The organism is Thioclava sp. ES.031, assembly GCF_002563775.1.
Classification (GTDB): domain Bacteria; phylum Pseudomonadota; class Alphaproteobacteria; order Rhodobacterales; family Rhodobacteraceae; genus Thioclava.
In genome coordinates this window covers 439,410-464,529 of sequence record NZ_PDJO01000001.1, presented here as the reverse complement: position 1 = coordinate 464,529, position 25,120 = coordinate 439,410, and the positions used below count along the sequence as shown (strand labels likewise).

At 63.7% G+C, this 25,120-nt stretch carries 29 protein-coding genes; 16 read left to right on the top strand and 13 right to left on the bottom strand.

Annotated features, from left to right (window positions below; all coding sequences use genetic code 11):
• Nucleotide 1: 1 nt before the first annotated feature.
• Both AXZ77_RS02355 and AXZ77_RS02350 read left to right on the top strand, forming a co-directional pair.
• A complete protein-coding gene (locus AXZ77_RS02355; protein ID WP_098409878.1) occupies nt 2–1,348 on the top strand; it encodes an FkbM family methyltransferase in 1,347 nt (448 codons plus the stop codon).
• A complete protein-coding gene (locus tag AXZ77_RS02350) occupies nt 1,345–3,201 on the top strand; it encodes a hypothetical protein (RefSeq protein WP_098409877.1) in 1,857 nt (618 codons plus the stop codon). Before AXZ77_RS02355 ends, AXZ77_RS02350 begins: the two co-directional genes overlap by 4 nt.
• 21 nt (nt 3,202–3,222) lie before the next feature.
• Here the strand turns inward: AXZ77_RS02350 and AXZ77_RS02345 are convergent, their stop codons facing one another.
• Nucleotides 3,223–4,572, bottom strand: coding sequence for a FliI/YscN family ATPase (locus tag AXZ77_RS02345; RefSeq protein WP_218000461.1), 1,350 nt, complete (start codon nt 4,570–4,572; stop codon nt 3,223–3,225).
• Nucleotides 4,573–4,658: 86 nt separating this feature from the next.
• Between AXZ77_RS02345 and AXZ77_RS02340 the strand changes: the two genes are divergently transcribed.
• From AXZ77_RS02340 to flhB, 8 genes are read left to right on the top strand one after another with little or no spacing between them, the layout of a single operon-like run.
• A complete protein-coding gene (locus tag AXZ77_RS02340; RefSeq protein ID WP_176535941.1) occupies nt 4,659–5,030 on the top strand; it encodes a flagellar basal body protein in 372 nt (123 codons plus the stop codon).
• Nucleotides 5,031–5,051: 21 nt separating this feature from the next.
• Nucleotides 5,052–5,462: a flagellar basal body rod protein FlgC gene (gene flgC, locus AXZ77_RS02335; RefSeq protein WP_098412411.1), complete on the top strand. Its 411-nt coding sequence runs from the start codon at nt 5,052–5,054 to the stop codon at nt 5,460–5,462.
• Nucleotides 5,463–5,469: 7 nt separating this feature from the next.
• Complete coding sequence (locus tag AXZ77_RS02330) at nt 5,470–5,790, top strand: flagellar hook-basal body complex protein FliE (RefSeq protein ID WP_083077746.1); 321 nt, start codon at nt 5,470–5,472, stop codon at nt 5,788–5,790.
• 16 nt (nt 5,791–5,806) lie between these two features.
• The gene (gene fliQ / locus AXZ77_RS02325; protein WP_078540262.1) at nt 5,807–6,076 is read left to right on the top strand and encodes a flagellar biosynthesis protein FliQ; all 270 of its coding nucleotides are present in this window, start codon (nt 5,807–5,809) and stop codon (nt 6,074–6,076) included.
• A complete protein-coding gene (locus AXZ77_RS02320) occupies nt 6,076–6,888 on the top strand; it encodes a lytic transglycosylase domain-containing protein (protein WP_098409874.1) in 813 nt (270 codons plus the stop codon). Before fliQ ends, AXZ77_RS02320 begins: the two co-directional genes overlap by 1 nt.
• A gap of 7 nt (nt 6,889–6,895) precedes the next feature.
• On the top strand, nt 6,896–8,986 hold the full coding sequence (flhA, locus tag AXZ77_RS02315; RefSeq protein ID WP_098409873.1) for a flagellar biosynthesis protein FlhA: 2,091 nt from the start codon (nt 6,896–6,898) through the stop codon (nt 8,984–8,986).
• 3 nt (nt 8,987–8,989) lie between these two features.
• The gene (locus AXZ77_RS02310) at nt 8,990–9,751 is read left to right on the top strand and encodes a flagellar biosynthetic protein FliR (protein ID WP_255266389.1); all 762 of its coding nucleotides are present in this window, start codon (nt 8,990–8,992) and stop codon (nt 9,749–9,751) included.
• A gap of 10 nt (nt 9,752–9,761) precedes the next feature.
• Nucleotides 9,762–10,895, top strand: a complete 1,134-nt coding sequence (gene flhB, locus AXZ77_RS02305) for a flagellar biosynthesis protein FlhB (protein WP_255266388.1) — start codon at nt 9,762–9,764, stop codon at nt 10,893–10,895.
• A gap of 75 nt (nt 10,896–10,970) precedes the next feature.
• On the opposite strand, the gene AXZ77_RS02300 is transcribed toward flhB, so the two are convergent.
• Genes AXZ77_RS02300 through fliL form a run of 4 tightly spaced genes read right to left on the bottom strand, consistent with a single transcriptional unit; the run spans nt 10,971 to nt 13,450 of the window.
• On the bottom strand, nt 10,971–11,603 hold the full coding sequence (locus AXZ77_RS02300; RefSeq protein WP_078521961.1) for a MotE family protein: 633 nt from the start codon (nt 11,601–11,603) through the stop codon (nt 10,971–10,973).
• Nucleotides 11,597–11,974: a flagellar motor switch protein gene (locus AXZ77_RS02295; protein ID WP_098412410.1), complete on the bottom strand. Its 378-nt coding sequence runs from the start codon at nt 11,972–11,974 to the stop codon at nt 11,597–11,599. The genes AXZ77_RS02300 and AXZ77_RS02295 overlap by 7 nt, the downstream gene beginning before the upstream one ends.
• Nucleotides 11,958–12,911: a flagellar motor switch protein FliM gene (locus tag AXZ77_RS02290; protein WP_098409871.1), complete on the bottom strand. Its 954-nt coding sequence runs from the start codon at nt 12,909–12,911 to the stop codon at nt 11,958–11,960. Before AXZ77_RS02290 ends, AXZ77_RS02295 begins: the two co-directional genes overlap by 17 nt.
• A gap of 2 nt (nt 12,912–12,913) precedes the next feature.
• Entirely contained in the window at nt 12,914–13,450 is a 537-nt protein-coding gene (gene fliL, locus AXZ77_RS02285; protein WP_098409870.1) for a flagellar basal body-associated protein FliL, read from the bottom strand.
• A gap of 144 nt (nt 13,451–13,594) precedes the next feature.
• On the opposite strand from fliL, the gene fliF reads away from it, so the two are divergent.
• The 5 genes from fliF (at nt 13,595) to AXZ77_RS02260 (ending at nt 18,353) form a co-directional block, all read left to right on the top strand.
• Nucleotides 13,595–15,298 (top strand): flagellar basal-body MS-ring/collar protein FliF, encoded by a 1,704-nt coding sequence (gene fliF / locus AXZ77_RS02280; RefSeq protein WP_098412409.1) that lies wholly within the window; start codon nt 13,595–13,597, stop codon nt 15,296–15,298.
• A 1-nt stretch (nt 15,299) separates the two neighbouring features.
• Complete coding sequence (locus AXZ77_RS02275; RefSeq protein ID WP_098409869.1) at nt 15,300–15,950, top strand: FliH/SctL family protein; 651 nt, start codon at nt 15,300–15,302, stop codon at nt 15,948–15,950.
• Nucleotides 15,951–16,352, top strand: a complete 402-nt coding sequence (locus AXZ77_RS02270; RefSeq protein ID WP_098409868.1) for a FliM/FliN family flagellar motor switch protein — start codon at nt 15,951–15,953, stop codon at nt 16,350–16,352.
• 23 nt (nt 16,353–16,375) lie between these two features.
• A complete protein-coding gene (gene fliP, locus AXZ77_RS02265) occupies nt 16,376–17,212 on the top strand; it encodes a flagellar type III secretion system pore protein FliP (protein WP_098412408.1) in 837 nt (278 codons plus the stop codon).
• A 124-nt stretch (nt 17,213–17,336) separates the two neighbouring features.
• Nucleotides 17,337–18,353, top strand: coding sequence for a flagellar motor switch protein FliG (locus tag AXZ77_RS02260; protein ID WP_098409867.1), 1,017 nt, complete (start codon nt 17,337–17,339; stop codon nt 18,351–18,353).
• 25 nt (nt 18,354–18,378) lie between these two features.
• On the opposite strand, the gene AXZ77_RS02255 is transcribed toward AXZ77_RS02260, so the two are convergent.
• The 7 genes from AXZ77_RS02255 to AXZ77_RS02225 form a co-directional block, all read right to left on the bottom strand.
• Entirely contained in the window at nt 18,379–19,209 is an 831-nt protein-coding gene (locus tag AXZ77_RS02255) for a DUF1217 domain-containing protein (protein WP_098409866.1), read from the bottom strand.
• On the bottom strand, nt 19,203–19,637 hold the full coding sequence (locus AXZ77_RS02250) for a flagellar biosynthesis repressor FlbT (RefSeq protein WP_098409865.1): 435 nt from the start codon (nt 19,635–19,637) through the stop codon (nt 19,203–19,205). The genes AXZ77_RS02255 and AXZ77_RS02250 overlap by 7 nt, the downstream gene beginning before the upstream one ends.
• 15 nt (nt 19,638–19,652) lie before the next feature.
• The gene (locus AXZ77_RS02245; RefSeq protein ID WP_098409864.1) at nt 19,653–20,054 is read right to left on the bottom strand and encodes a flagellar biosynthesis regulator FlaF; all 402 of its coding nucleotides are present in this window, start codon (nt 20,052–20,054) and stop codon (nt 19,653–19,655) included.
• Between the two features lie 159 nt (nt 20,055–20,213).
• Nucleotides 20,214–21,047, bottom strand: coding sequence for a flagellin (locus AXZ77_RS02240; protein WP_098409863.1), 834 nt, complete (start codon nt 21,045–21,047; stop codon nt 20,214–20,216).
• A gap of 119 nt (nt 21,048–21,166) precedes the next feature.
• Nucleotides 21,167–21,661, bottom strand: a complete 495-nt coding sequence (locus AXZ77_RS02235) for a flagellar biosynthesis protein FlgI (protein WP_098409862.1) — start codon at nt 21,659–21,661, stop codon at nt 21,167–21,169.
• A complete protein-coding gene (locus AXZ77_RS02230; protein ID WP_098409861.1) occupies nt 21,654–21,971 on the bottom strand; it encodes a rod-binding protein in 318 nt (105 codons plus the stop codon). Before AXZ77_RS02230 ends, AXZ77_RS02235 begins: the two co-directional genes overlap by 8 nt.
• Complete coding sequence (locus AXZ77_RS02225; RefSeq protein WP_098409860.1) at nt 21,971–23,128, bottom strand: flagellar basal body P-ring protein FlgI; 1,158 nt, start codon at nt 23,126–23,128, stop codon at nt 21,971–21,973. Before AXZ77_RS02225 ends, AXZ77_RS02230 begins: the two co-directional genes overlap by 1 nt.
• Nucleotides 23,129–23,280: 152 nt before the next feature.
• On the opposite strand from AXZ77_RS02225, the gene AXZ77_RS02220 reads away from it, so the two are divergent.
• The gene (locus AXZ77_RS02220; protein WP_078602215.1) at nt 23,281–24,033 is read left to right on the top strand and encodes a response regulator transcription factor; all 753 of its coding nucleotides are present in this window, start codon (nt 23,281–23,283) and stop codon (nt 24,031–24,033) included.
• A 9-nt stretch (nt 24,034–24,042) separates the two neighbouring features.
• Here the strand turns inward: AXZ77_RS02220 and AXZ77_RS02215 are convergent, their stop codons facing one another.
• On the bottom strand, nt 24,043–25,110 hold the full coding sequence (locus AXZ77_RS02215; RefSeq protein WP_098409859.1) for a flagellin: 1,068 nt from the start codon (nt 25,108–25,110) through the stop codon (nt 24,043–24,045).
• Between the last annotated feature and the right edge of the window lie 10 nt (nt 25,111–25,120).

Here is a 25,120-nt window from a genome sequence, read left to right as displayed (position 1 = left end):
CATGGATTGCGCCATCATCACCCCGATCGGCCCCGGCCACCGCGCGCTGTTCGAAGAAAGCTGCGCGCCTTCCGTCGAGACCGCGATGGGCTTCTCCAAGGGCCCGTTCGACCAGATCCATCACTACGCGATGGACGACACGCAAGGCCTGCACGGCCGGTCTGCGCGCCGCAACGCCGCGATCCGGCAGGCACAGGAGGCGGGCATCGCATGGATCTTCTTCCTCGATGCGGATGACGTGATGACCCCGAACGCCTTCGAGGCATTCGGGCGAGTCCTGTCTGACATCCCAGAGCTCGACGCCGCCTTCGGTCTGCTCTGCCATTTCGACGAAAATGGCGAACCCAATTTGCGTGAGGGTCAACCGGTGCAATTGGACAGCTACGACGAACTGATAGGCTGGGATCCGTTCGTAGCGCTGGAAATGGGCCATTTCGTCCGCACGGAAGCTGCTGCTGCCATCGGCTTCGACGAGACGATGGATACCGGCGAAGACTACACCTACTACTATGAGCTCTGGCAGAGATTTTGCTGCGTTAAGCGGCCCGAGATTTTTTACGTAATCCGGCGATGGCAATCCTCTTCCGGGCCACGTAGCGCTACCGGCAAAGCTTGGACCGAAGTGGTACGTCGGCTCTGGGCGACACAAGTCGCGGCGCATCCGATTTGGACCGAGGTCTCAGACGCAGGAGTTCTAGCGCGGATGCTGGTGACCAACCCGCTCGACATCATCCAAAACAACTACCTACATGGGCGGTTCTTCGAAGAGAGTTCGCTCAAGAAGCTACACAACCTCCTCGGCGTGGCGCACCCGCATATCGTCGAGGTCGGCGCGAATATCGGCAATCACGTCGTCTGGTATGCGCAGCACCTGGCCCCGACCCGGATCTATCCGGTGGAGCCGAACCCCGCCGCTTTGACCCTTCTGGAAGGCAATATCGCCGCGAACGGGATCGAAGATCTGATTGACCGGCGCGGGATGGGCTTCGGCGTGGGCCGCGCGGAGGGCAGCTTCCGCGCCGAGACGACGCAGGAAAACAACCTCGGGGCCACAACGCTGATCGCCGATGATGCGGGCGAATTGAAAGTCGTGACGCTGGATGCGCTGATGACCGATGCCCGCGCCGATTTCCTCAAGATCGACGCCGAAGGGATGGAGCTCGATGTGCTCGCCGGGGCCGAGGCGCTGATCGCGCGCGACCGCCCGCTGATCTGGGTCGAGACCCGCCGCGACAATCTCCTTGCCTTCGCGCAGGAGTGGTGCCGCGCGCATGATTACGTGCTGATCGACAGCGTGTTCTACGTCCACTCGATCGACTACTTCGCCATTCCGAGGGAACGCGCATGACCCAGACCACCCTCTCGCGCAAAGACCGGCGCGCCCGGGCCGCGAAAGCCGCGAAGTATTACGGCATCGCTGACGGCGCCGCAGCGCTGACGATGCACGAGGCCTATGAGGCGCTGGCTGAAGCCGATGGCCCGAAGGCCGCACGCTTGGCACATGAGGTCAGTCAGAGCCACCCGGTCAACCGCCACCCGTGGCTCGTGCTGGGCACCGTCGCGCTGGATCGCCGCGAGGCAGAGGCGGCAACGCAATTCTTCGAGCGCGCGCTGCTGATCGCCCCCACCGATGCGATGGGTCTTGCGGGGCTGGGCAAGGCGCGGGTTCTGCAGGCCGATATCTTCGCCGCGGTCGATCTGTTCGCGCGGGCGATCCAGCATGGCAGCGAAGATGTCTCGATGGCGCGTCTCTACTCCGATCTGATGGGGCGGCTCGACCGTTCCACTACCGCAGGGCAAGCCCTGCGCAAGATGGCCGAGCGAGTGAAGACGGCCGAGCTGTGGCTGCTCACCGCCGAAGCCTTTGCGCGCGGCGAGAGCAATGCCGAGGCTGCGCCCGCCTTTGAGGAAGCCGCCCGGCTCGCGCCGAAGCCAATCACTCACCGGATCGGACTGCTCAAGGCGAAACTCTTCCGGCAGGACTATACAGGCGCGCTCGCCCATGCCGACGCGCTGCGGAGCGACCCCGAGGTGACGCCCGCGCAGCTCGATGAGATCGCGACGCTGCGCATGGCGGCGCTGCGGGCGAGTGGCGCGCCGTCGCGCGCGCTCGACACGCTTTCGCACCGGTTCCAGGACCCGGTCTATTACCAGCGTGCGCTCGGGTTTGCCGCCCAGTGCCATCTCGATCTTGATGCGTTGCACGAGGCACGCATCGCCTTCCGTGAGGCGCGTCACATCCTCGACGGGGCCGGGCCTTGGGTCAGCCGCGCCTACGGGACCTTCCTAATGGGCGAGGGCGATTTTGCGACAGGCGCAATCGAATATGCGGGACGCCAGCCCGATGCCAACCGCCGCCGCATCCCCTATGAGAATTCCGCCCCCGAACGGCTGGCTGCGCGCGAACGGCTCTTTCTGATCGACGAACAAGGGATTGGCGATCAACTGGCGCTGTTGCCGATCATCGACCGCGCCCCCCTGCCTGCCGGAGCGAAGGTGACCTTCGTGGGCGAGGCGCGGATGAAGCCGCTGGTCCAGCGCTGTCGCCTCGATGTCGATTTCGCGGAGACCTCCGTCAGCGACAAGCTGAACCTTGCGCCGGAAGAGATGATCTTCGTGGGCGATCTGGTGCGCTATCTCAGCGTCGAGGCGCTCGCGGAACAGCCGCTGGGCGGCTATCTGCGCGCGGATGCCGAACGGGTCGAGGCGATCCGCGCCCGCTACCGCGAGATAGCGCAAGGCGGCCCGATCGTGGGCATCGCCTGGCATAGCAGCGACCCGATAACCGGCGCGCATCGCTCCCTCGCGCTCGAGACCCTGCTGACGGCGCTGCCCGAGGGTGCGCTGGTGGTGAACCTGCAATATGGCGCGCGGGAGGCGGAGCTTGCACAGGCCGCCCGGACCCGCCCCGATCTGACGCTTTTCGACGATCCAGAGATCGACCAGCTCGCCGATCTCGACGGGTTCGCCGCGCAGATCATGGCGCTCGACCGGGTGGTGAGCATCGACAACACCACCGCCCATGTCTGCGGCGCGTTGGGGCATCCCGACAGCCATGTGCTGATCCCGAAAGGGGCGGCTTGCATGTGGTATTGGGGCCGTCAGGGCAGCCCGGATCGCTGGTATGGCAATCTGCAGCTTCATCGCCAGACGCAGCTCGGCGACTGGAGTGGTCCGCTTTCCGAGATCGCCGCGCTTTAAGGGCCGCTCAGGGCGGGGGGCTTAGGCGCCCTCGCCGTCCCCCTCATCGGGAAGCGGCACGTCGAACCCCGCCTCCAGAAGCAGCCGATAGGTCTCGGCGAAAGCCTGCATCGATCCAAGCTGCTCCGCTTTGCGTTGCGAGAAGAACACCGTCGCGCTTTGGTGGAACCGGATCGCGGCATCCGTGTCGGGATCGGCGCCGGGGCGATACGCGCCCACCCGGATCAGATCCTCCATATCCGCATATTTCCCGAGCGCGCGCCGGGCCGCCTGCATGATGCGATACTCGGCATCGGTATGGCAGTCCGGCAGCATCCGCGAGATGCTTTTCTGCACGTTCACCGCCGGGTAGCGGTCCTGCTCGGCGATGTGGCGGTCGAGCACGATATGGCCGTCCACGATCCCGCGCACGGTGTCGGCGATGGGCTCGTTCATGTCATCGCCATCGACCAGCACCGTGTAGAGCCCGGTGATATCGCCCGTCCCTTCGACGCCGGGCCCGGCCCGTTCCAGCAGATGCGGCAGTTCCGCGAAGACTGTCGGCGGGTAACCCCGGGTGGTTGGCGGCTCGCCCCCGGAGAGGCCGATCTCGCGCTGCGCCATCGCGAAGCGGGTGACGGAATCGATCAGCAGCAACACCTGCTTGCCCTGATCGCGGAAATGCTCGGCCACGGCGGTCGCGGTCCATGCCGCCTGACGACGCAGCAAGGGCGGCTCGTCGCCCGTCGCCACTACGACAACCGCGCGCGCCATCCCCTCGGGACCGAGATCGTTCTGGATGAAGTCCTGCACCTCGCGGCCACGCTCGCCCACCAGTCCGATCACGATCACATCCGTATCGGTATTGCGCGCGAGCATCGCCATCAGCGTCGATTTCCCGACGCCCGAGCCCGCGAAGACGCCCATGCGCTGGCCGCGGCAGATCGGGGTGAAGATGTCGAAGACCTTGATCTGCGTCTCCAGCTTCGCGCCGACCCGCTTGCGGTCGAAGGCGCGCGGCGGGGCGGACTTGAGGTCGCGCGCCGTCTCGCCCGGGGTCCAGCCGGTGCCGCTGCGCACGGGGCGGCCCAGCGCATCCACGACCTGACCGATCCAGCTTTCATCGGGATGGATCAGATCGCCGTGCTGATCGAGTTCGACGCGATCCCCCACCGAGACGCCATCCCAGCTGCCGAACGGCAGAACGCGGGTTCCGGCCTCGTTCAGCCCGACCGCCTCGGCCAGCACCGGGCCGCGCCGCCCGTGCACCATGCACCGCTGACCGATTCCCATCGCGCGTTCGAGCCCGACGACAGTCAGCGACAGGCCCGTGACCGAATGGACATGACCGACAATTCTTGCCTCGTCGGCCTCGTCAACCGCATAATTCAAGGAAGAAAAAATCGTATTCACAAGGATAAACCCTACCAATCCATTCTCATACCGATATACTATCCATGAAAACGGAGCGATCCAACGTGAAACTTGATACGATATCCTTTTTTAACCTCGCCTCGGATCGGATGCATTGGCTTGCGGCCCGCCAGAAGGTGCTGGCCGAGAACATCGCCAATGCCGACACGCCGAATTATCGCGCGCGGGATGTGACCGACTTCCAGAGCTTCCTCGAGAAGAGCGACGCGGACCGCTCAACTGGCGGCCCGCTGCACGAAACCACGGTCGAAACCGTGGGCGGCAGCGGCGCCTGGGACAGCAGCCTCGACGGCAATAACGTGGCGCTGGAGCAGCAATCCGTGATGGCGAGCGAGAATGCCGATCAATACCGGCTGGCGGCGAACCTCTATCGCAAGGCCTTCCAGCTTCTCAATGCCGCCAGCGGCAAGGAATAACCCGGGGAGACGACCATGAGCATGGACCCTCTGAAATCAATCGGTGCGATCGCGGCAAGCGGGCTGCGGGCGCAGGGGGAGCGGCTGAAGGTCGTCTCCGAAAACGTGGCCAACGCGGATTCGACGGGCTCGACGCCGGGCGCGGATCCGTATCGCCGCAAGACCATTTCCTTCGGCGAGATGGTCGACGACGCCTCGGGCGCCTCGATGGTCGATGTTACCGAAGTCGGGCGCGACACCTCTGATTTCGTGCTGAAATACGACCCTGCCCATCCGGCCGCCAATGCCGACGGCTTCGTGAAGATTCCGAACGTCAATCCGATCATCGAGATGAGCAATATGCGCGAAGCGGCGCGCAGCTACGAAGCCAACCTGAACATGCTCGAGACCGGCCGCCAGATGCGCCGCGAGATGATCGACCTCCTCAAATAGGTGAAGCATGAGCGATCCAGTCCTCTCCAATGCAGCGATCCGGGGCGCCTATGGCGCGTCGCGCAGCCTGAGCGGCGGCCCGGCCTCCGCACATGAAGCCAAATCCGCCGGGCAGAGCTTCGGCGACATGCTCAAAGGCGCCGCCGAAGAGGCGGTGCAGACGATGCGCGCGGCCGATACGACCGCGCAGGCGGGGCTGACCGGGCAGGCCAGCACGCAACAGGTCGTCGAGGCGACCATGGCGATGGAATCCACCGTCAAGGTCACGGTGGCGATGCGCGACAAGCTGGTCGAGGCCTATCAGGAAATCATGCGGATGCCGATCTGAGGCAGGCGGGGGCGACATGGAAGAAGCCGATGTCTATGCGATCATGTCGGACACGATCTGGACGATCCTTATGGGGGCCGGCCCTATTCTTGCGCTCGCGCTGCTCGTCGGGCTCGGCATCGCGATCTTTCAGGCGCTGACGCAGGTTCAGGAGATGACGCTGACCTTCGTGCCGAAGATCGTCGCGATCTTCGTCGGTCTCGTCCTCGCCCTGCCCTTCATCTACGCAACGCTGTCGCATCTGTCGGACACCGTCTTCGATCTCATCATGAACGGGCCCGCGTGATGGCGCGGGTGGTGTGGTTCTGGCCCTTGGCCGCGCTCGCGCTTGCGAGCCTCGCCGCGACAGGACCGGCACGGGCCGAAGGCTGGGCGGGATTCTACACCTCCAGCCGTCCGAGCGTGCCCGAGGCAACCACGCCTCTCCCCGCCACCCTCGGCAATGACCAGCAATGCCTGCGCCAGATTTTCGCGGCGCAGGACCGCTACGGCATCCCCGACAACCTGCTGCTCGCGATCGGCCTGCAGGAGGCGGGGTTTCGCAACAAGGGTCGACTGACCGTCTGGCCGTGGAGCGTGAACGCCGCCGGTGAGGGCCGGGTTTTCGACAGCCGCGAGGCCGCGATGGCTTGGGTGCATCAAAAACAGGCCGCGGGCGTCTCCTCGATCGATACGGGCTGCATGCAGGTGAACCGCAAATGGCACCCGGACGCGTTCGACTCGCTGGCCCAATCCTTCGATCCGGCGGCGAATGTGGATTATGCCGCGCGGTTTCTGGTCGACCTGCACCGGCGGACAGGGGATTGGTGGATTGCTGCGGGCTCGTATCACTCCTTCACCCCAGAGGCGCGCCAGACCTATCTGACCGCGCTCAAGCGCAATCTCGCGGTGGCGCAGAAACGTGGCGACTATTTCGTCCAACTCGCCGGGGCCGCCCCCGTGGACGCGCCCGCGCCGAGCACCTCGCCGCGCCCTGCGCGCCGGAAACTTCCCGTCTTCTGGTCGGCTGACCTGACGGCGGACCAGGGCATGCGGCTGTCGATCTATTCGACCAGTGACCTGCAACCCGTGCTTCCCAATTTCACGCGAACGAATTGAGCGAGCGATGAGCCAAAAACAGACCAGTCTCGGCCAGAACCTCGTAGGGCTTGGCATCAAGAACCGCGATATCGGGTTCGCGATTGGCGTGACGCTGATCCTCGGGATGCTGTTCGTCCCGCTGCCGCCGATCATTCTGGATTTCGGCCTCGCGATCTCGCTGTCGGTCTCGGTGCTGATCCTGATGGTCGCGCTGTGGATTCCGAAACCGCTGGAGTTCAACTCCTTCCCGACGTTGCTTCTGGTCGTGACGATGCTGCGGCTATCGCTCAACATCTCCTCGACGCGGCTCATTCTGAGCCAGGGCCATACCGGGCCCGGCGCGGCGGGCGGCGTCATCGAGGGGTTCTCGCGCTTCATCGTGGGCGGGGATTTCGTGATCGGGATCGTGATTTTCGCGATCCTCGTGGTGATCAACTTCGTCGTCATCACCAAGGGCTCGACCCGGATCGCCGAAGTCTCCGCGCGGTTCTCGCTCGATGCGATGCCGGGCAAGCAGATGGCGATCGACGCCGATCTCGGCGCCGGTCTGATCGACGAGGTGGAGGCCAAGCGCCGCCGCAAGGAGCTAGAGGACGAGAGCGGCTTCTTCGGCGCAATGGACGGTGCGTCGAAATTCGTGCGCGGCGATGCGGTGGCCGGCATCATCATCACGCTGATCAATGTCGTGGGCGGCATCCTGATCGGCGTCGTCCAGCACGGGCTGAGCGTCTCTCAGGCGGCGGGCAACTACACGGTCCTGACGATCGGCGACGGGCTGGTGACGCAGATCCCGGCGCTGGTGGTGTCGCTGGCGGCGGGCCTGATCGTCACGAAAGGCGGCACCGAGGGCGCGGCGAACGAGGCGGTGCTGGGGCAGCTGTCGAACTTCCCCAAGGCGCTCTACATGGCGGCAGTGCTTCTTGCCGGGATCGGGCTGTTGCCGGGCTTCCCCATCGTGGTGTTTTTCGCGCTGGCCGGGCTCCTCGCCGGACTTGGCTGGCTGATGCAGGAACAGGCCGCCCTGCGCGCCAGCGACGAGGCGGCGGCGGAGGCCCGCGCGGCCCAGATGGAAGAGACCTCGGGCGAGACGACGCAGCAGCAACTCAAGCTCGACGAGCTGCGCCTCAGCCTCGGCGCGGGGCTCGTTCCGCTGATCTCGAGCATGGATGCCGCCCTGCCCGGCAAGGTCAAAAGCCTGCGCAACCTCTTCATGAAGGATTACGGCTTCGTCCTCCCCTCGGTGCGCATCAAGGATGACCCGATGCTGCCGACGAACAGCTATTCGATTCTCGTGCAGGGCGTCGAAGCGGCGAAAGGCGAGCTGCGCCCCAACCTCGTGATGGTGATCGACCCGTCCGGCGATCAGGTGAAGCTGCCCGGCGAGCGGATCAAGGAGCCCACCTTCGGGCTGAGCGCGGTCTGGATCGACCCGGCACGCGCCTCCGAGGCCGAACAGCAGGGCCACACGGTCGTGGACCCCGAGAGCGTGATCACCACCCACCTCACCGAGATCATCAAGGAGCATATGTCCGAACTGCTCACCTATGGCGCGGTAAAGAAGCTCTTGGCCGAGCTGGACCGCGACTACCAGAAACTCGCGAGCGATATTTCCAACTCCGCCCCGGAGATTCTGCTGCAGCAGGTGCTTCAATCGCTGCTGGCCGAGCGGATCTCGATCCGCAATCTGCCGCTGATCATCGAGGCCGTGGCCGAGGCCGCGCCGTCGAACACCAACCCCGCCGTGATCACCGAGCGGGTCCGCGCCCGCCTCGCCAACCAGATCTGCCGCGCGCTGGCGGATGGTTCGGGCTTCGTGCCGGTGCTGACCATGTCGGGGGCGTGGGAGCATGAATTCGGCGAAGCGGTGAAGACCAATGGCAAGGAGCGGACATTCCTGATGTCGCCGCAGCGCGTGCAGGAATTCGTGCTGGAGGCGCGTCAGGAAATCCAGCGCCACGCGGCACGCGACGAGTGGCCCGCGCTGATGGTCGCGCCGGAAGTGCGTGGCTATGTCCGCTCGATGCTCGAACGGGTCAGCCCGATGACGCAGGTGATCTCGCATAACGAGGTGCACCGGAAGGCCGCGATGAAGACGGTCGGGACGATCGGGGCCTGAGGGGTGAACGGGCTCAGCGCATTTCTCGACGGGCAGCTCTTCGGCTATCTCATCGTCTTTGCCCGGCTTGGCAGCGCGCTGATGTTCATGCCGGGCTTCGGCGAAATGCAGGTGCCGACCCGCAGCCGTCTGGCGATGGCGGTGGTGTTCAGCCTCGCGCTTTACCCCGCGACGCCCGTGATGCCGATGCAGCCCGACAATCTCGTGACCTTTGCGATCTATCTCGGGCTCGAGGTGACCACGGGCCTCTGGATCGGGCTGACCGCGCGGGTGCTGTTCAGCGCGCTGCAATTCGCGGGCCATCAGGCCGGGCAGGTTTCCGGCCTCGCCAATGCGTTCGCGCCGAGCCTCGGATCTTTCGAGGGCTCCACCATGATCGCGAGCTTCCTGCTGATCTCCGGCGTTGCGCTGATCTTCGTCACGAATACGCATCACATCATCATCCGTGCGCTGCTCTATTCCTACGACGTCTTCCCGCCGGGCACGCTGCTGCTGGGCGACATGGCGAAGCAGATCGTCAAAGCCGCGTCGGCGAGCCTTTATATCGGGGCGGCCATCGCGGCGCCCTTCTTCGTCATGGGGCTGATCTTCAATCTCGGGATGGGGCTTGCGAACCGGATGATGCCCGCGCTGCCGGTCTTCTTCGTCGCGGCGCCCGCGCTGATCGCGTCGGGCCTGCTGATCCTCGCGGCGGCCTCGCCCAGCATGCTGCATGTCTTCCTCGGCCAGTTCACCGACTGGCTCGGCACTTTCGTCATACCCTAAGGAGCGCGCGGTGGCCGAAGGCGACGAACAGGACAAATCCTCCAAGACCGAAGAGCCGACAGACAAGCGGCTGAAATCGGCGCGCGAGAAAGGCGACGTGCCCTCCTCGCGCGAGACCGGCAACATGATGTCGGTCTTCTCGCTGCTGCTCATCGTGGTGTTCGTCCTGCCGGTCGTCGCGGGCCGGGCAATGACGTCGCTCGGCCAGGTCTTCTCCGGAGCGGGCCAGGTGAAGATCGGCCAGGGGTCGGCAGGCGCGCGCGATATCGGCGACATCCTCAGCCTGCTCTTCGGTGAGATCGCCAGCTGGGCTGCCCCGATCTTCGGCGTGATGCTTCTGGCCGCGCTGTTCGGCGTGTTGATCCAGGGCGAAACCGTAGTGTCGTCCGAGCGGATGAAACCGAAACTGTCGAAGCTCTCGCCGCTCGCCGGGCTCAAGAAGATGTTCTCGCCCGGCGCGCTGGTCGAATTCGCGAAAAGCATCACCAAGGTTCTGGTCATCGGTGCGCTCGCGCTCTGGGTGGCGAAACGTGCGGTCACCGGGATCTGGCAGGGCGAGAATTTCCTGCCCGAGCATATCCCCAGCTACGCGGCCCATTGGGCGAGCTGGCTGCTGAGCGCGGCGATGGTGTTCCTCGTGCCGATCACCATTGGCGATATCATCTGGAAGCGGTTCGAATGGCGGCGCAAGCTGCGCATGTCGCTCAAGGAAATCCGTGACGAGATGAAGGATTCCGAGGGCGATCCGCAGATCAAGGGCCGCCGCACGGAGATCGCACGCCAGCGGGCCCGTCAGCGCATGGTGCAGGCGGTGCCGACCGCGAGCGTGATCGTGACGAACCCGACGCATTACGCCGTGGCGCTGAAATACGAACAGGGCAGCGACGCCGCCCCTATTTGCGTCGCCAAAGGGGCCGATGCGGTGGCCGCGCGCATCCGCCAGATCGCGCGCGAGAACGAGGTGCCGATCGTCGAGAACAAGCCCCTCGCCCGCACGCTTCACGCCACGATCGACGTGGATGACACGGTGCCGGTCGAGCATTGGCAGGCGGTCGCGGAGATCATCGGCTACGTCATGGACCTGCGCCGCAACATCCGGCGCGCACCGCCGAAAGGCTCGGTGTTGCGGGTCGATGAGGAATAAAAAGGGGGCTGCGCGCCCCCTTTCCCCAATCAGAAACACTGCGCCGCGATGCACGGACTATGACGCCCAAACGGTTCAGTTGAGCTTAACGTTCACCAGCTTCTGGTCGCCCGGCAGCTTCGAGCGTTCGAGAATGATCTTGGATACCGCCCGCGCGCGCACCGGGTTCATCTCGGCCATGATCGGGGCGACCTCGCGCTCCTTCATCGTGGCCAGCACCATGACCGTCACCTCGATATCGAGGTCGTTCATGATCGACGCCGCCGCCGCGGGCTTCATGTTCTTGTAGATCGACACGAGGCGATCGACGTCGTCGCTATGGGACTTGTCGACCTTGTCGAGCAGCTTGGTCACCTTGTCCTTCAACTCGGTCAGATGCTGCGACTGGGTGTCGAGACCCTGCTTGGCAAGCTCGATCTCGGCGCTGCGGGCGTCGAGTTTCTTCTTCTGCTCGGCGAGGAGGTCGCGTTCCTGCCGCACGGACATCAACAGCTCTTCCGGCGTCGGTCCGCAGCCGCCGGTCGCATCGGCGGAGGCATCGCTCGCCGGCGTCGCGGCGGCATCCTTCTCCGCCCCGCTGGCGAGCGCGGCCTGCAACAGCGAATCCGGGAACGGGATCATGTCGGAGGGAAGGCTGGTCGCGAGTTTCGCACCGCCCGAAAGCAGCAATACGCCCACGAGAACCTGAAGCGGACGGCCCTTCACCATTGGCCCTGCGCCTCCCGGCGCACGCGGGTCTGCTCGAAGAAGCTTTTGACCAGTTCGGCCTTGCCGGTCACACGGGTCAGCCCCATCGGCGCTTTCGGCGCGGCGCGGCGCGAGTTGAAGGTCAGGGCGGGCGCGGCCTCTTGCGCGGGCGCCGGTTCGGGCGCGGGCGTTTTCTGCGCCTCGGCGACGGCGTCCTTCATCTCCTCGACGGAGAGTTGCGACTTGTCCACGGCCGCGGAGAAGGCCGCGACGAGCGGCTCCATCTCTTCAAGAACGAGCATGAGCTTTTTCACCCGCCGCGTGATCACCACGCCATAGGCCATCAGCCCGACAAGAGACACGAGAATAATCGCGTTAATCAGCATCGACATCATTGCTCCACTCGTCCTTTCCCATGAGGTTCGCGGTCACTTTCAGTGCCATCGACCCGTTTTGCTTCTTGCCCATTTCGCCTTCGAGAACCGGGCTCCCGGCACAGAGCAACAGGACCGGATGGCTGTCGTCGATCCGCAGATCGAGCGTGTCCCCGACTTTCCAGTCCAGAATCTCGCGCATCGGCACCACCAGCTCGTGCAGCTGCGCGGTAAGCGCCACCGAAGACTCTTCGATCTTCTGTTTCAGCTGCGTGCGCCACGAGCTGTCCGCACCGAGCCGATCCCCGAAGAAGATCTTGGTGAGCAGCGGGCGCACCGGCTCGAGCGTGGCATAGGGCAGGATCAGGTGGACCTCGCCATCATAGCCCTCGAGACTGACCTTGAGCGGCACGCGGACCGTGGGGCTGTTGGGCTGGGCGATATTGGCGAATTGCGGGTTGCTCTCCATCCGGTCGACCTGGAAGGAAACTTCGCAAATCTGCCGGAACCCCACCGCCATATCGGCAAGGATGCGTTCGGCGACCTGCTCGCCCATCCGGCGCTCGATCGTGGTGAAACCGTGCTTGGCATCCTTCGCCCGGCCCGACGGCTGGCCGCCCAGCATCAGTTCGAGCGCGGAGAACAGGAAGACCGGATCCTGCGAAAGGATAAACTGGTCATCCCAAGGATCGGCCTGCGCGACCGCGATCAAACCATGCTTGGGCAGGCTTTTCATCGCGTCGGCAAAGGGCAGGTATTCGACCTCGCCCAGCGTCACATCCAACACCGAACCGGTCAGCGATTTGAGCGAGCTGGAGAAAGACAGAACGAAGCGCTCGAAGATCACGTCCAGCATCGGCAGGCGCTCGTAATTGAGCATCGACATACGGATGATCTCGTCTTCGACCTCTGCCGTTGTCGTGGCCGCCGTCGCTATGTCCGCCTGTTCCGCCATCGTCACTGCACCACCAGATCGCTGATGAGAATTTCGCTCGGCGTGTCATCGCCCACGACCGCGCGGGCGCGCTTGAGCAGTTCCGCCTTGAGCTTGATGAGGCCGATGCTGCCGCGCAGATCCTCGACCGTCATCTGACGCAGGAACCCGGTGAAGGTGTCGCGGATGAAGGGCTTCTTCTCGGCCATCTTGGCCTCGGCATCCGGCGATTCGGGATAGACCAGCGCGAGGTGAAGCTTGAGATAGCGCGCGGCGGGCGTGCCGTCTGCGGTCGTCTCGGTGATGTTCACCACGATGTCGTCGAAATCCAGCAGCGCATCCGCGCCAGCTGCACCCGAAGCGCCATGCCCGGCCGACTCTGCAGCGCTTCCCCCGGTGAGCGCCGAGACGCCGCCGAAGGCCACGAAGCCGCCGCAGAACATGGCCACGACCGCGAGCGCACCCGCCGCCATGACGAGACGCTTGTGGTCGCGCAAGGTCCGCCAGCGCGTTTCGGGCGCTTCGGCAACCTCTTCTTCATCAACGGCCGCATCAAACATCGGCTATCACGCCTCTCTTCGTCGAATTTAAAGATAAAATCCGATCTCAACTGGATATCATGAAGTATATACATCCGCACTTTACTTGCAATACAAAGATAGAATATCCTCTACAGGATCAATTAAGAATAACTGGTGTTCGCCGTGCAGCAATTCTTGCAGAACCTTCAATCCTTGGGACGGCGCAAGCTCCTGATGCTTGGGGCTGTCGGTGTCGTCAGCGTTCTCGCGCTGGTCTTCGGCCTCTCCGTCGTAACGGCCCCGAGCTACAAGCTGCTCTACAGCCAGCTTTCGCCCTCCAGCGCCGCGGGAATCGTCGACGCGCTCGATCAGGCGGGGTTCAAGACGCAGCTTTCCGCAGATGGCAGTGCGGTATCGGTTCCCGAGGGCGATATCGCCCGCGCCCGCATGGCGCTGGCCGAGAAGAACCTGCCCGTGGATGGCGAACCCGGCTGGGAGCTGTTCGACAATGCGAGCGGCTTCGGCATGAACACCTTCATGCAGCATGTGAACCGGCTGCGCGCGATGGAGGGCGAGCTGGCGCGCTCGATCCAAACCATCGACGGGGTGCGTAGCGCCCGCGTCCATCTGGTTCTGCCCGAGCGCGAAGCCTTCTCGCGCACCAGCCCCGATCCGAGCGCCAGCGTCATCGTCCGCGCCGCCTCCACCCGCGGCATCAGCCGCAAGGAGGCACTGGCGATTCGCAACCTGATCGCGGCTGCGGTGCCCAATCTCGACGGCAACCGGGTGACGGTGCTCTCGGCCAGCGGCGAGACGATCCTCGCGGAGAATTCCGACGCCGCCGGGCAAGCGACGCTGCAGTCGAACAAGGCCGCGACCGAGGACCGGATGGCGCGCTCGATCGAGCAGATCCTGACGGCGCGTGTCGGTGCGGGCAACGCCCGCGTGCAGGTCAATGTCGATCTGTCCAACCAGCGCGAAGTCGTGGTGCAGCAAAGCTTCGATCCCGATCAGCAGGTTATCCGCTCCACCCAGAACAATGCCGAGCAGCAGAAGGGCGTGAAGAACGGCGATTCCGGCGTGAACACCGGCAACAACATCCCCGGCGCGCTCGGCGGTCCCGGCGCGGGCAACACGACCGACAGCCGCAGCAAGAACGGCGAGTCGGTGCAATACGAGATCGGCAACACCCGGCGCGAGACCACGACCGAAGCCGGTGCGGTCAAGCGCGTCTCGGTCGCGGTGCTGGTGAACGGCATCTACAACGTGCAGGACGACGGGTCGCTGAAATACGAACAACGCTCGCCGGAAGAGATCGCACGCCTCACTGCGCTGGTGAAATCGGCGATCGGCTACGACCAGAACCGCGGCGATACCGTCTCCGTCGATAGCCTCCGCTTCATCGATTACTCGATGGAGGTCGGCGGCCCGGTGGGCCCGACGCTGATGCAGCGGCTGTCGGACAATATCGTCTCGATTCTGCGCTGGGTCTTCGCCCTGCTGATCGTGGTCGCGGTGCTTGTCTTCGGCCTGCGCCCCCTGCTGAACCGGGCCGACCGCGAACGCGCCCGGCTGAGCGAGAAGACCGGCGCCGGGGCGCTCGCAGCCCCGGAAGGCGAGACGGAGGCGGAGGCGCCTGCGGGCAACAACCTGCCCGCCGCGCCCGCCAACGCCGTCGCACCCCGCACGCAGGAGGCCGCCGAACCCGCAGCCCCCGTCCAACGCGCGGAGCGCTACGACCCCGCCGGGGATGATGAGCTGATCACCAACTTCGCAATCAGCGGTGCGATCCTGAAGCGCAAGGTCTCCGCGATCCAGAAGATCGCCGAAGACGAGCCGCAAGAGGCCCTCAAGGTCCTGCGCGGCTGGCTGTTGAACGAGGCGTGAGATGACGGTTTTCCAGCGCGATTTCGATGAAGAGATGCAGGCGGAAGATGCCCGCCGCACCGCCGAACGGCTGAAAGTGTTCACCCAGGCCGATCTCGATGCGGCAGCGGCGGCTGCGCGCGCCGAGGGGTTCGAAGCGGGCCGTGCGCAGGGTCGCAATGAGGCCACCGCCGAAAGCACAGCGTCGCTCGAGGCGCGCCAGACCGAGGCGCTGGAGAAATTCGCCCCCGAGATCGCGACGCTTCTGGGCAATCAGCTGGCCCATCAGACCGCGTTGGAGCGGCACCTTTGCGGTTTCGCGCTGCGCGTTTGCGAAAAGATCTTCCCCGAATTCATCGAGAGCTGCTCGACCGCGCGGGTCGAGATGCAGATCCGGCGGGCGATGGAAATCGCGCTGCGCAAACCGAGCCTCACGATCCGCCTCTCCCCCGCCAATGTCGCGGGGCTGACGCCGGTGATCGAGGCCTGCGCCGGGCCGAACAGCCCCGCCCTGAACATCGTCGCGGACCCGGCGCTTGCCGATGGCGACATCCATGCCGACTGGGATGACGGCGTGATGGATTACAGCTTCGAGACGGTCTGCCGCAGCATCCTCATCGCTTTGCGGCAGACCGTCTCGCCCCAAGCCACACCAATCAGGAAAGCCGTGTAAATGTCCGACAACGATACGCCCGAATCCACGCAACCGCCTGAGACGCCGGAAACCGAAGCGCAGCCGACGCAAGACGAAGCCCGCGCGGCTGCGGCGGAGACCCTTCTGCACAGCCTCGCCAGCAAGCAGGCCGCGAGCGACGGTGACGGGCAGAACGTCAACGCGATGCTCAATGTCGGGCTCTCGGTTCAGATCGTGCTGGGCCAGAGCCGTATCCCGATCTCGCAGCTTCTCAACCTGAGCCGCGGCTCGGTCATCGAGCTCGAGAAGAAGATCGGCGAGCCGGTGGACGTGGTGATCAATGACCGGCTCGTCGCGCGCGGCGATCTGGTGAAGGTTGGCGAGAACCGCCTCGGCGTCACCCTGACCGAGATCGTCAAAGACTACGTCCCGACACGATGACCACCCTCGCGAAGCGATCTTTGATGGCGAAGGCTGGCCTGCCGCTCTTCGTCCTGACCCTCGCCGCGTCGCTCGCGTTCAGCGGCAGCGCCGAGGCGCAGGAGGCGGGCGGCTTGCTTGGCGATCTGGCGCAGGGGCTCAACAATGCCGCCCCGGGCAGCGACGCCGCCGCCAGCCTGAGCGGGCGGATCATCCAGCTGATCGCGCTGATGACCGTGCTGAGCATCGCGCCGGGCGTCCTCGTCGTCATGACCAGCTTCACCCGCTTCGTGATCGTCTTCTCGATGCTGCGCTCCGCTCTGGGGCTGAACCAGACGCCGCCGAACATGGTGCTGAGCGCGATGGCGCTGTTCATGACCTTCTTCGTGATGCAGCCGGTCTTCGACGATGCCTGGACCGGCGGGCTGCGGCCGCTTCTGAACAACACGGTGACCGAGGAACAGGCGATCGTGCGGATCGGCGCGCCGTTCAAGGCTTTCATGTTCGCCAATACGCGCCCCAAGGATCTGAAGCTCTTTGCCGATCTCGTCCGCGACAACGAAGCAGGGCAAAACGCCGAACCCGCGCCCGAGACGCCCGCGCCTGCCACGGCGGAGGAAGCGAGCTGGCGCACCCTCGTGCCCGCCTTCATGATCTCCGAACTGCGGCGCGCCTTCACCATCGGCTTCCTGATCTACCTGCCCTTCATCGCGATCGACCTCATCGTCGCCTCGGTGCTGATGAGTGCGGGCATGATGATGTTGCCGCCGGTGATGATCTCGCTGCCCTTCAAGGTGATCTTCTTCGTGCTGATCGACGGCTGGTACATGCTCGCAGGCAGCATGATGCAATCCTATGTCGCCTATGGCGGGGGCGGCTGAGCCTCGGCGCCGCCCCTATCCTTATAAAACACCTAACCGCAAAGAATAGCGCGCGATCCTGATTGAGAATACAAGGATAGACTGCTATTCTTGCCGAGACTTCAGAACAGATCGAGCGCCGACGATGAAAACCTCCCGGGATTACAAGAAACTCCGCGGCCCCGAGAAGGCGGCGATCCTTTTCCTCTGCCTTGGGGAGAAGCATGGCGCCGGGCTGATGCAGAGGCTCGACGATTACGACATCCACTCGATCACCCACGCGATCTCGTCTCTCGGCACGATCCCCGCCGATGTCGTGGAAGAGGTGATGAGCGAGTTCATGGAAACAGCCGGCGACGGCGGCGGTATCGTCGGGTCGATGGAAATGGCCCAAAGCATGCTCAAAGGGTTCCTGCCCGAAGATCGCGTGACCGACATCATGCACGAGATCCAGGGCCCGCTGGTGGGGCGCAATATCTGGGAGAACTTCTCTGCGCTCAACGAACAGGTGATCGCCAATTACCTCAAGGATGAGCACGATCAGACGGTCGCGGCGATCCTGAGCAAGGTGAAGCCCGAGGTGGCCTCGAAAGTGCTGCCGCTCTTGGGCGAAGAGCGCATGATGGAGGTGCTGGAGCGGATGATCGGCATCGACACCGTGCCGCGCTACGTCTTCCAGAATATCGAGGAGACGCTGCAGAAAGAGTTCATGAGTTCGGCGACGCGCAACACCGGGCCCGATCCGCAGCAGCGCATGGCCGACCTCTTCAACAAGCTCGACAGCAAGCTGTTCGACGACATCACCCAGCGTCTGGAGACGCGCATTCCCGAGGCGTTCGGCGCGATCAAAGCGAAGATGTTCACCTTCGACGATCTGTGCAAGCTCGACCAGCAGAGCCTCGTCAAAGTCATGCGCGGGGTCGAAGGGCAAACGCTGCCGCTCGCCTTGCGCGGGGCCAAGAAGGAGGTGCGCGATTACTTCCTGAGCGCCCTGCCCTCCCGCTCGCGCGACATGCTAAACGAGGAAATGACCGCGATGGGCCCGGTGCGCGGGCGCGAAGTGCAAGAGGCGCAATCCGCGCTGGTGGACTATGCGCTCGAACTGTCGCGCGACGACGAGATCCGCATCCCGCTCGACGATGATGACGTGATCATCGACTGAGTCCGGCCGCGATCTGCGGCCATGCTTACCGGTAGCGCGAGGCCGAGAAAGTCGCGATCGCGGTCAGATCGAAGGTCGCGGGCACGAACTGGCCCGAGCCGCCCTGAACCGCGCCTTGCATCAGCGTCACCGCAGCATTCCCCGCAGCCCCACCGGTCGAGAAATTGTTCGCATCGTACACGGCGACGAAATGGGAGACCAGATTGTCGACCTCCTTCGGGTCCTTGAGCTTCGTGATGTCGAACTTGTCCTCGAAAATCTGTTTCTGCCGTTCGACATCGAGCTTCACCACGTCATTCGGGATGCCCAGAGCCGTGCGCATGAACTGCGCCGTATCCTTGTCTTTCAGGACGGAATACCAAGTTTTGAGGCCACCGACCTTCTGGCGGAATTCGAGAACGGACCCGACGGTCGGGTTCTGATCACTCTCGCCATTGATGAACTGCTGGCTGACATATTGATCGACGATCTTGTCCTGCCAGGCGGTCGAGGAGGTGTTCGTATTCGCCGTTCCGCCATTGGTGAAACCAAGCGCATCGTAGAGCTTGCGAAACCGCGGATCGGTGAGCCGGTTCACCAGCGAGGTCTTGTCGGCAGAATCGCTCGACAGGATTTCGCGCATCATCGCCTTGCCGAACATCTGGTCTTTCAGATCGAAGGCTTTCATCACGAAACTATAGGTGTCGTAATCGCCGACCAGATCGGCCGCAGTGTGGATATTGGCGATCTTTTCGCGGAAGCGGCTGATCGCGCGGGCGTGCTGCGGCTCTTGTGCCAGTTGGTCCAGCTGCTTGGCCTGCGTCCGGTCGATCAGTTTCAGCGCGAGGCGGCTGCTCATGCCCGAGATCGTCAGCATTCTTCCCCCTCGAGCGCCGTAGCCGGGCTCGCAGTTTCGGACAGGCGGGCGAACAGTTCCTCTTCGCGTCGCATGACCGGGCGCAGCGCGCTCAACGCCTTGTAGTAATCGCCCTGAGACACCCAGTTCGCGGCCTCGAAGACGCCGCCGACAACGGGAGAGCTGAAGATCGTGACAAGATCGGCGAGCTGCTCCTGAATGACCGGCACCAGCGTGTCGCGCGTGTCGGCGCGAATCAGCGCGGTCTGGATCAGGAAATAGGCCTGCTTCACCGGGGTCGGCTCTGAGGTCTCGTCCAGAAGATCCTCCGCCCGGATCACGTCGGCGGTGTTCTCGATCTGAAGCGTCTGGCGACGGTTGGCATTTCGGATCACGCATCCATTGACCACGATCCGCTCGTTCGGTTTCAACGTCAGTCGTAATGCCATGACCCGCGCCCCTTCTTATTCCGCAGCCACCGGCTCGCCAGCGTCGCCGCTGAGCCCGCGGATGATGTTGCGATTCACCTCGACGAGGGGTGCGACCGTGCCGCCACCGCCCATCACGGTCTGCGTCTCCCGCTCGACCCAGAGCGCGAGCGAGATCAGCGCCGCTTTCAGCTCGGCGGGGAACGTGTTCCCGGGCTCGGCTAGATCATCGCGCAGCGCCATCCAGATGCGCTCGTTTTCCCAAAGCGCGGTGCGCAAGCCCTGCGCCAGAAGCCCCAGCCGCTCGTAACCGGTGGCGCTGTCGAACGCGGCCATATGGGCCTCCAGCTCTCCGGTGACGCGCGACAGGATGCGGCGCTCGATCTGCCTCGGAGACTCGGTTTCGGAAATGGTTCGCTTATAAGCGGCGACACTCATGCAAGCTCTCCTCTCGATATTCTTTTCTTCTCTTTCGCCGAGCTTAACACGGCGCGGTTAAAGGCGTTTTTAAACTTTGGTGGAAAAGACAATCCAAGCACGGTAAAAGAAAAGGCCCCGCAATGCACGGGGCCTTTCCATTCATTTCATCACCACCGATTAGCGGAACAGGCTCAGAAGGTTCTGAGGACCCTGGTTCGCGATCGAGAGCGACTGCGTCGCGAGCTGCTGCTGGACCTGGTAGGACTGAAGGCGCGCAGCCTCCTTTTCCATGTCCGCATCGACCATGTTGCCGGTGCCAGTGTCCAGCTTGTCGGTCAGCTTGTTGAGGAAGTTCTGCTGGGATTCCAGCGACTTCTCTGCAACGCCGAGCGAGGTCGCGTTGTCGATCGCCGTCGAGAGCTGATCTTCGGCGGTCGTCATCGCGTTCGCCAGCGCGTTCGCGGACCCATTGGTGTCCGAGATGTCGATCGCATTGAGCGTCGACTGGATCGCGGTGAGGTCGACAGCGTTGAAGGTGATCGAGGTCGTCTGAAACGAGCCGCTTGCCCGGCTGATACCGGTCACAACCGAAACGGCGCCGGTCGTGTTCACCATGTTGTCGCCGTTGAAGGTGGACTGCTGGATCGTTGTCCCGATCTGGGTCACGATGTTGTCGAGTTCCTTCTGGACCGCGTCGTGGTCAACCGCCGCGCCCTGGGCGAACGAGACACGCTCGACGAACTGCTGGGCGAGGTCTTTCACGGACTCTGCACCAAGACGCGCGGTCGAAACCGAGTTCTTGGTCAGGGTCAGACCTTCGTTGATCGACTTGTACATGCCGCTGTCGCTGTTCATCGATTCCGAAATCGAGAAATAGGCGGCATTGTCTTTCGCCGAGTTGATTTTCTTGCCGGTCGAAATGCGGTTCTGCGTGTCCTCGAGACCCTTGTTCACCGAACGCAGGGTCGAAAGAGCATTCATCGCGGAGGTATTGGTAAGAATGGACGACATTTCTAGTCACTCCTCATTCTGAAAGATATTTGTTTTCGTCTTCTGACAGAAAAACGGCGCGAGCCGTGGAGAGGAATTTTGGACCGAAGATTAAGCGCGGGTTAACGAATGCGGGAAACCTAGAATTCCCTGTCGATATGCATCTGCGGACCGTCCTGTCCTGTGACCGGTTTGCCACTCTTTCCATAGAGACCATCGAGACTGTGCCGGTTCCGGATCTTCTCGATCTCGCGCACGATATCCCGGGTCGCCTCGGACATCCGCGACAGCAGAACGCTGTTATCCTGCACGGCGGTCTTCAGTTGGCGGAGCTTCTCGCGAAGCGCGGGGGCGGCATCCTCAGACGCTTCCAGAAACGGCTCGATCACGGGGATCTTCAACTCGATCCGCTTCAGCAGGTCCGCCTTGCGATCATAAAGCTCGGTGACGCGATCGAGATGCCCCGCCTCGACCGCCGCGATTTCTTCATGCAGCAGATCGAGCGTCGCATCGATATTCGCCTCGAAAGCGGCGAGGTTGGCGTCGTCCTCGTCGGTCAGAACGGGGCCTTCGGCGGCGATATCGCGCCGGGCCTGCATCCGCTTGCGAAAACGCGACGGGGTCTCGTCAGCCATGGTCATCTCCGTTCGAGTTATAGGCGCCGATCATCCGCTCGACGCTCTGCGCGATCCCGGTCCGGCCGGAGGCGGCGATCTCGCCGGCGATGCCGCGTGCGAGGAAGGACTTCCACATCTCCTCGGCGTGACCACCATCCAGCCCACCCATCTTCACGGTCTTCATCATCTCGCCCACGGCCTGCTGCAGAAACGTCGCCTCGAAATTCTTGGCGATCTCCTTCGCGTCCTGCGCCTTCGCACCGGATGCGGCAGGCGCCTTGAGCGATGCAGCCGAGAGCGACGGCTTCGACGGATCGAGCGGGTTCATCAGATGATCTCCAGATCGGCATGAAGCGCGCCGGCGGCCTTGATCGCCTGCAGGATCGAGATCGTCTGCCGGGCGCCCACGCCGATTGCGTTGAGGCCGTCCACGAGGTCCTGAAGGCTGACATCGCCCCCCTGGAGCACGCTGAACTGGGTGTTTTTCTCTTCGACCTGCACATCCGTTTCGGGCACCACGACCGTCTGCCCGATGGAGATCGGTTTCGGCTGACTGACCGCGTAGCTTTCCTTGACCTTCACGGTCAGACCGCCCTGACTGATCGCGACCTGATCGATCCGCACATTCGAGCCGATCACGATGGTCCCGGATTTCTCGTCGACCACCACCTTGGCGACGGAGTCGGGCGTAACGGGCAGGTTTTCGATCATTGCCAGAAGCTCCGGGACGCCGTATTTGCCCTTCGCCTGCACCTCGATGGTGGAGGGGTCGAGCATCTGCGCGGTGTTGTGGCCGAGCTTGTCATTGATCACGCCCGCCACCCGTGAGGCGGTCGTGAAATCGGGCTCGCGCAAGGACAGGCGCACGGATTTCATCGAGTTCAATTCGAAATCGATCTCTTTCTCGACGATGGCGCCGTTCTCCATGCGCGCGACGGTCGGCACGCCGTCCACGATGCTCGCCGCGTTGCCCTTCGCGCTATAGCCCGCAACCGAAATCGGCCCCTGCCCTACGGCATAGATCTCGCCATCGGCCCCGACGAGCGGCGTCACGATCAGCGTGCCGCCGCGCAGACTGTCCGCATTGCCGAGCGAAGAGATCGTCACGTCGATCGTCGAGCCTCGGCGGGCGAAGGGCGGCAGTTTTGCCGTCACCATCACCGCAGCGGTATTCTTCGTCTTGATCGCATCGCCGGACAAATTGCCGACGCCGAGCCGTTCGAGCATCCCCTCGATCGACTTCTTGGTGAAGGGGCTGCCGTTGAGAGTGTCGCCGGTCCCGTTCAGGCCGACCACGAGGCCGTAGCCCACCAGCTGGTTCTCACGCACGCCTTCAAAACTGGCGATATCCTTGATGCGGACCTGTGCGGCGGCCGGGATTGCCAGGAGCGCCCCCGCAATGACGGAGAGCGCGACGAGCGCCCCACGAACCCCGGCGTAAGAAAACGACGCCCGATTACCTTTTCGGCGCAAAGAAGCAAGCATAGTTTCCTCACATCACCAGCACGTTCCGCCAAATTAAAGCAAAACATAAATAGTGTCCAATATAAATCAGCACTATTCTTGACTAATCCTTTGTGGCAACCTAGCGTGACCTTGCCGCTTGTGCGAGAAACTTGCCCGGGATGGAGGCCTGCATGAATATTTACGTCTTTGAGCCTCGCGATGGCCGCGTTCGCGGCCTGCTCAGCGAGCTGGAGAGCGTTGGGCTGCAACCCGTCCTCGTCCCCGCATCCTTCTTCGCGTCCGATCTCAGCACGCTGAACCAGAAGGGCGTCGACACGCGGGCGATCCTGATCGGCGACTGCCCGGAAGTGACCGACTATATCCGGGCCATCCGTAGCTGCGGCTGCCGCAACCCGGTTCTGGTGATGCGCGACTTCAAGAACTCGCGCGACGCCTCGGAAGCGCTCGATGCGGGGGCTGACGATGTCATGGTCAGCCCGATCAAGGGGATCGAGGCGCTGTCGCGGATCAACTCGATCATCCGGCGCTCCTATGGCCACGCCGCCGAGAGCATCAGCGTCGGCGAGATCACCGCCTTCTTCGACGGTCGCGACCCGCTGGTCTCCGGCGCGCGACTGAAGCTGTCGAACCGCGAACACGCGATCTTCCAGCACCTGGCGCTAAACGCGAACAAGGTGATTGCGAAAGGCGCGATCTATGACGCGGTCTACGGGATGAGCGACGACCAGCCTTTCGACAAGGTCATCGACGTCTATATCTGCAAGCTTCGCAAGAAGATCGCGGATGCGGCCGATAGCGGCCACCAATATATCGAGACGGTCTACGGTCGGGGCTACAAGTTCAGCGAACTGGACAGCGCCGATGACGCGAAGCTCGCGGCCTATAGCAAGCGCGATGCGGTCGGCACGGTCGCCGCGCGCTAAGCCGCGCGGTTACATGTAATTCAGGATCGACAGTTTCGACATCTGAGCCGCCACGCTGTAGCTCGCGTTGAGCTGTGTCTGGAGCGCCGTCATCCGGGTCGCGGCCTCATAGGGATCGACCGAGACGTAATCCGACAGACGACTCTTGAGCACCGAATCCATCGATTGCTGCTGCGTCAGCTTCACGTCGAGCCGCTTCTGCTTCGCACCCAGCGCAGTCTCGGAATTGCGCAGCCCCTCAACGCCATCGCTCAGCGCTTTGACCCCGGCGGCCATCCAGCTTTTATACGCGTCCGGATCCTTGATCTTCGACACGTCGGTCGAGGCAAACAGCGCGAGCCCCTTGATCAGGCTGCGGAATTCGGGATCGTCGGCCTGCATCCCGTAATCGAGCGTCTCGCCATCCCCGATCAGCGCCGTTTTGCGCGGCGCCCCGGCTGTCGTATCGCCCTGGAAGAAGGTCGAGCTGTAGCGTTGCGTCGGATCGGCATTGGTATCGTCGAACACGCTGTCGATCTGCGACAGCATCGCCGTCGCCTGAGTGGCATCCGCGGGACCGCTGCCCACGATCCCCGACAGAACATCCTTCGGCGACAGCCCCGTCGCGCCATTCGTCACGTCATAGCCCCGCAGCGCGGCCTTGTCCGAAGCCACGCCGGAGAACAGATGCTCCCCGTCGAGCGAGACATTCAGGCTCGTCATGATGGTGTCGAGGGCGGCGCGCGCGCTTTGCTGCAGGGTCGCCGCCGCGGCGCCGGGCTGGTCGAGGTTCCCGACCGCGAGCCCGAGCACATCCTGTGCGGCCCCGCGCGCCGTCGACGCGCTGGAGGCGATCATATCCAGCTTGCTCCCGAGGAGCTTGTTCGAGGTAATGAAATGCGAATTGGTCGTCGCGCGATCTTCCAGCGCGAGCACGAAGGCCGATTTCGCCCCCATATCCGCATAGACATCGGATTTGCGTCCGGTCGCGACCTCGTCGCTCGTCCGCTGCAGCTCTGCCGTGGTGCGGCTGACCGACCGCCGCGAGATCACGCTCATCTGCAGGGTCGACAGCGAATTCCGGATTAGGGGGATCATCGTTCAGTCT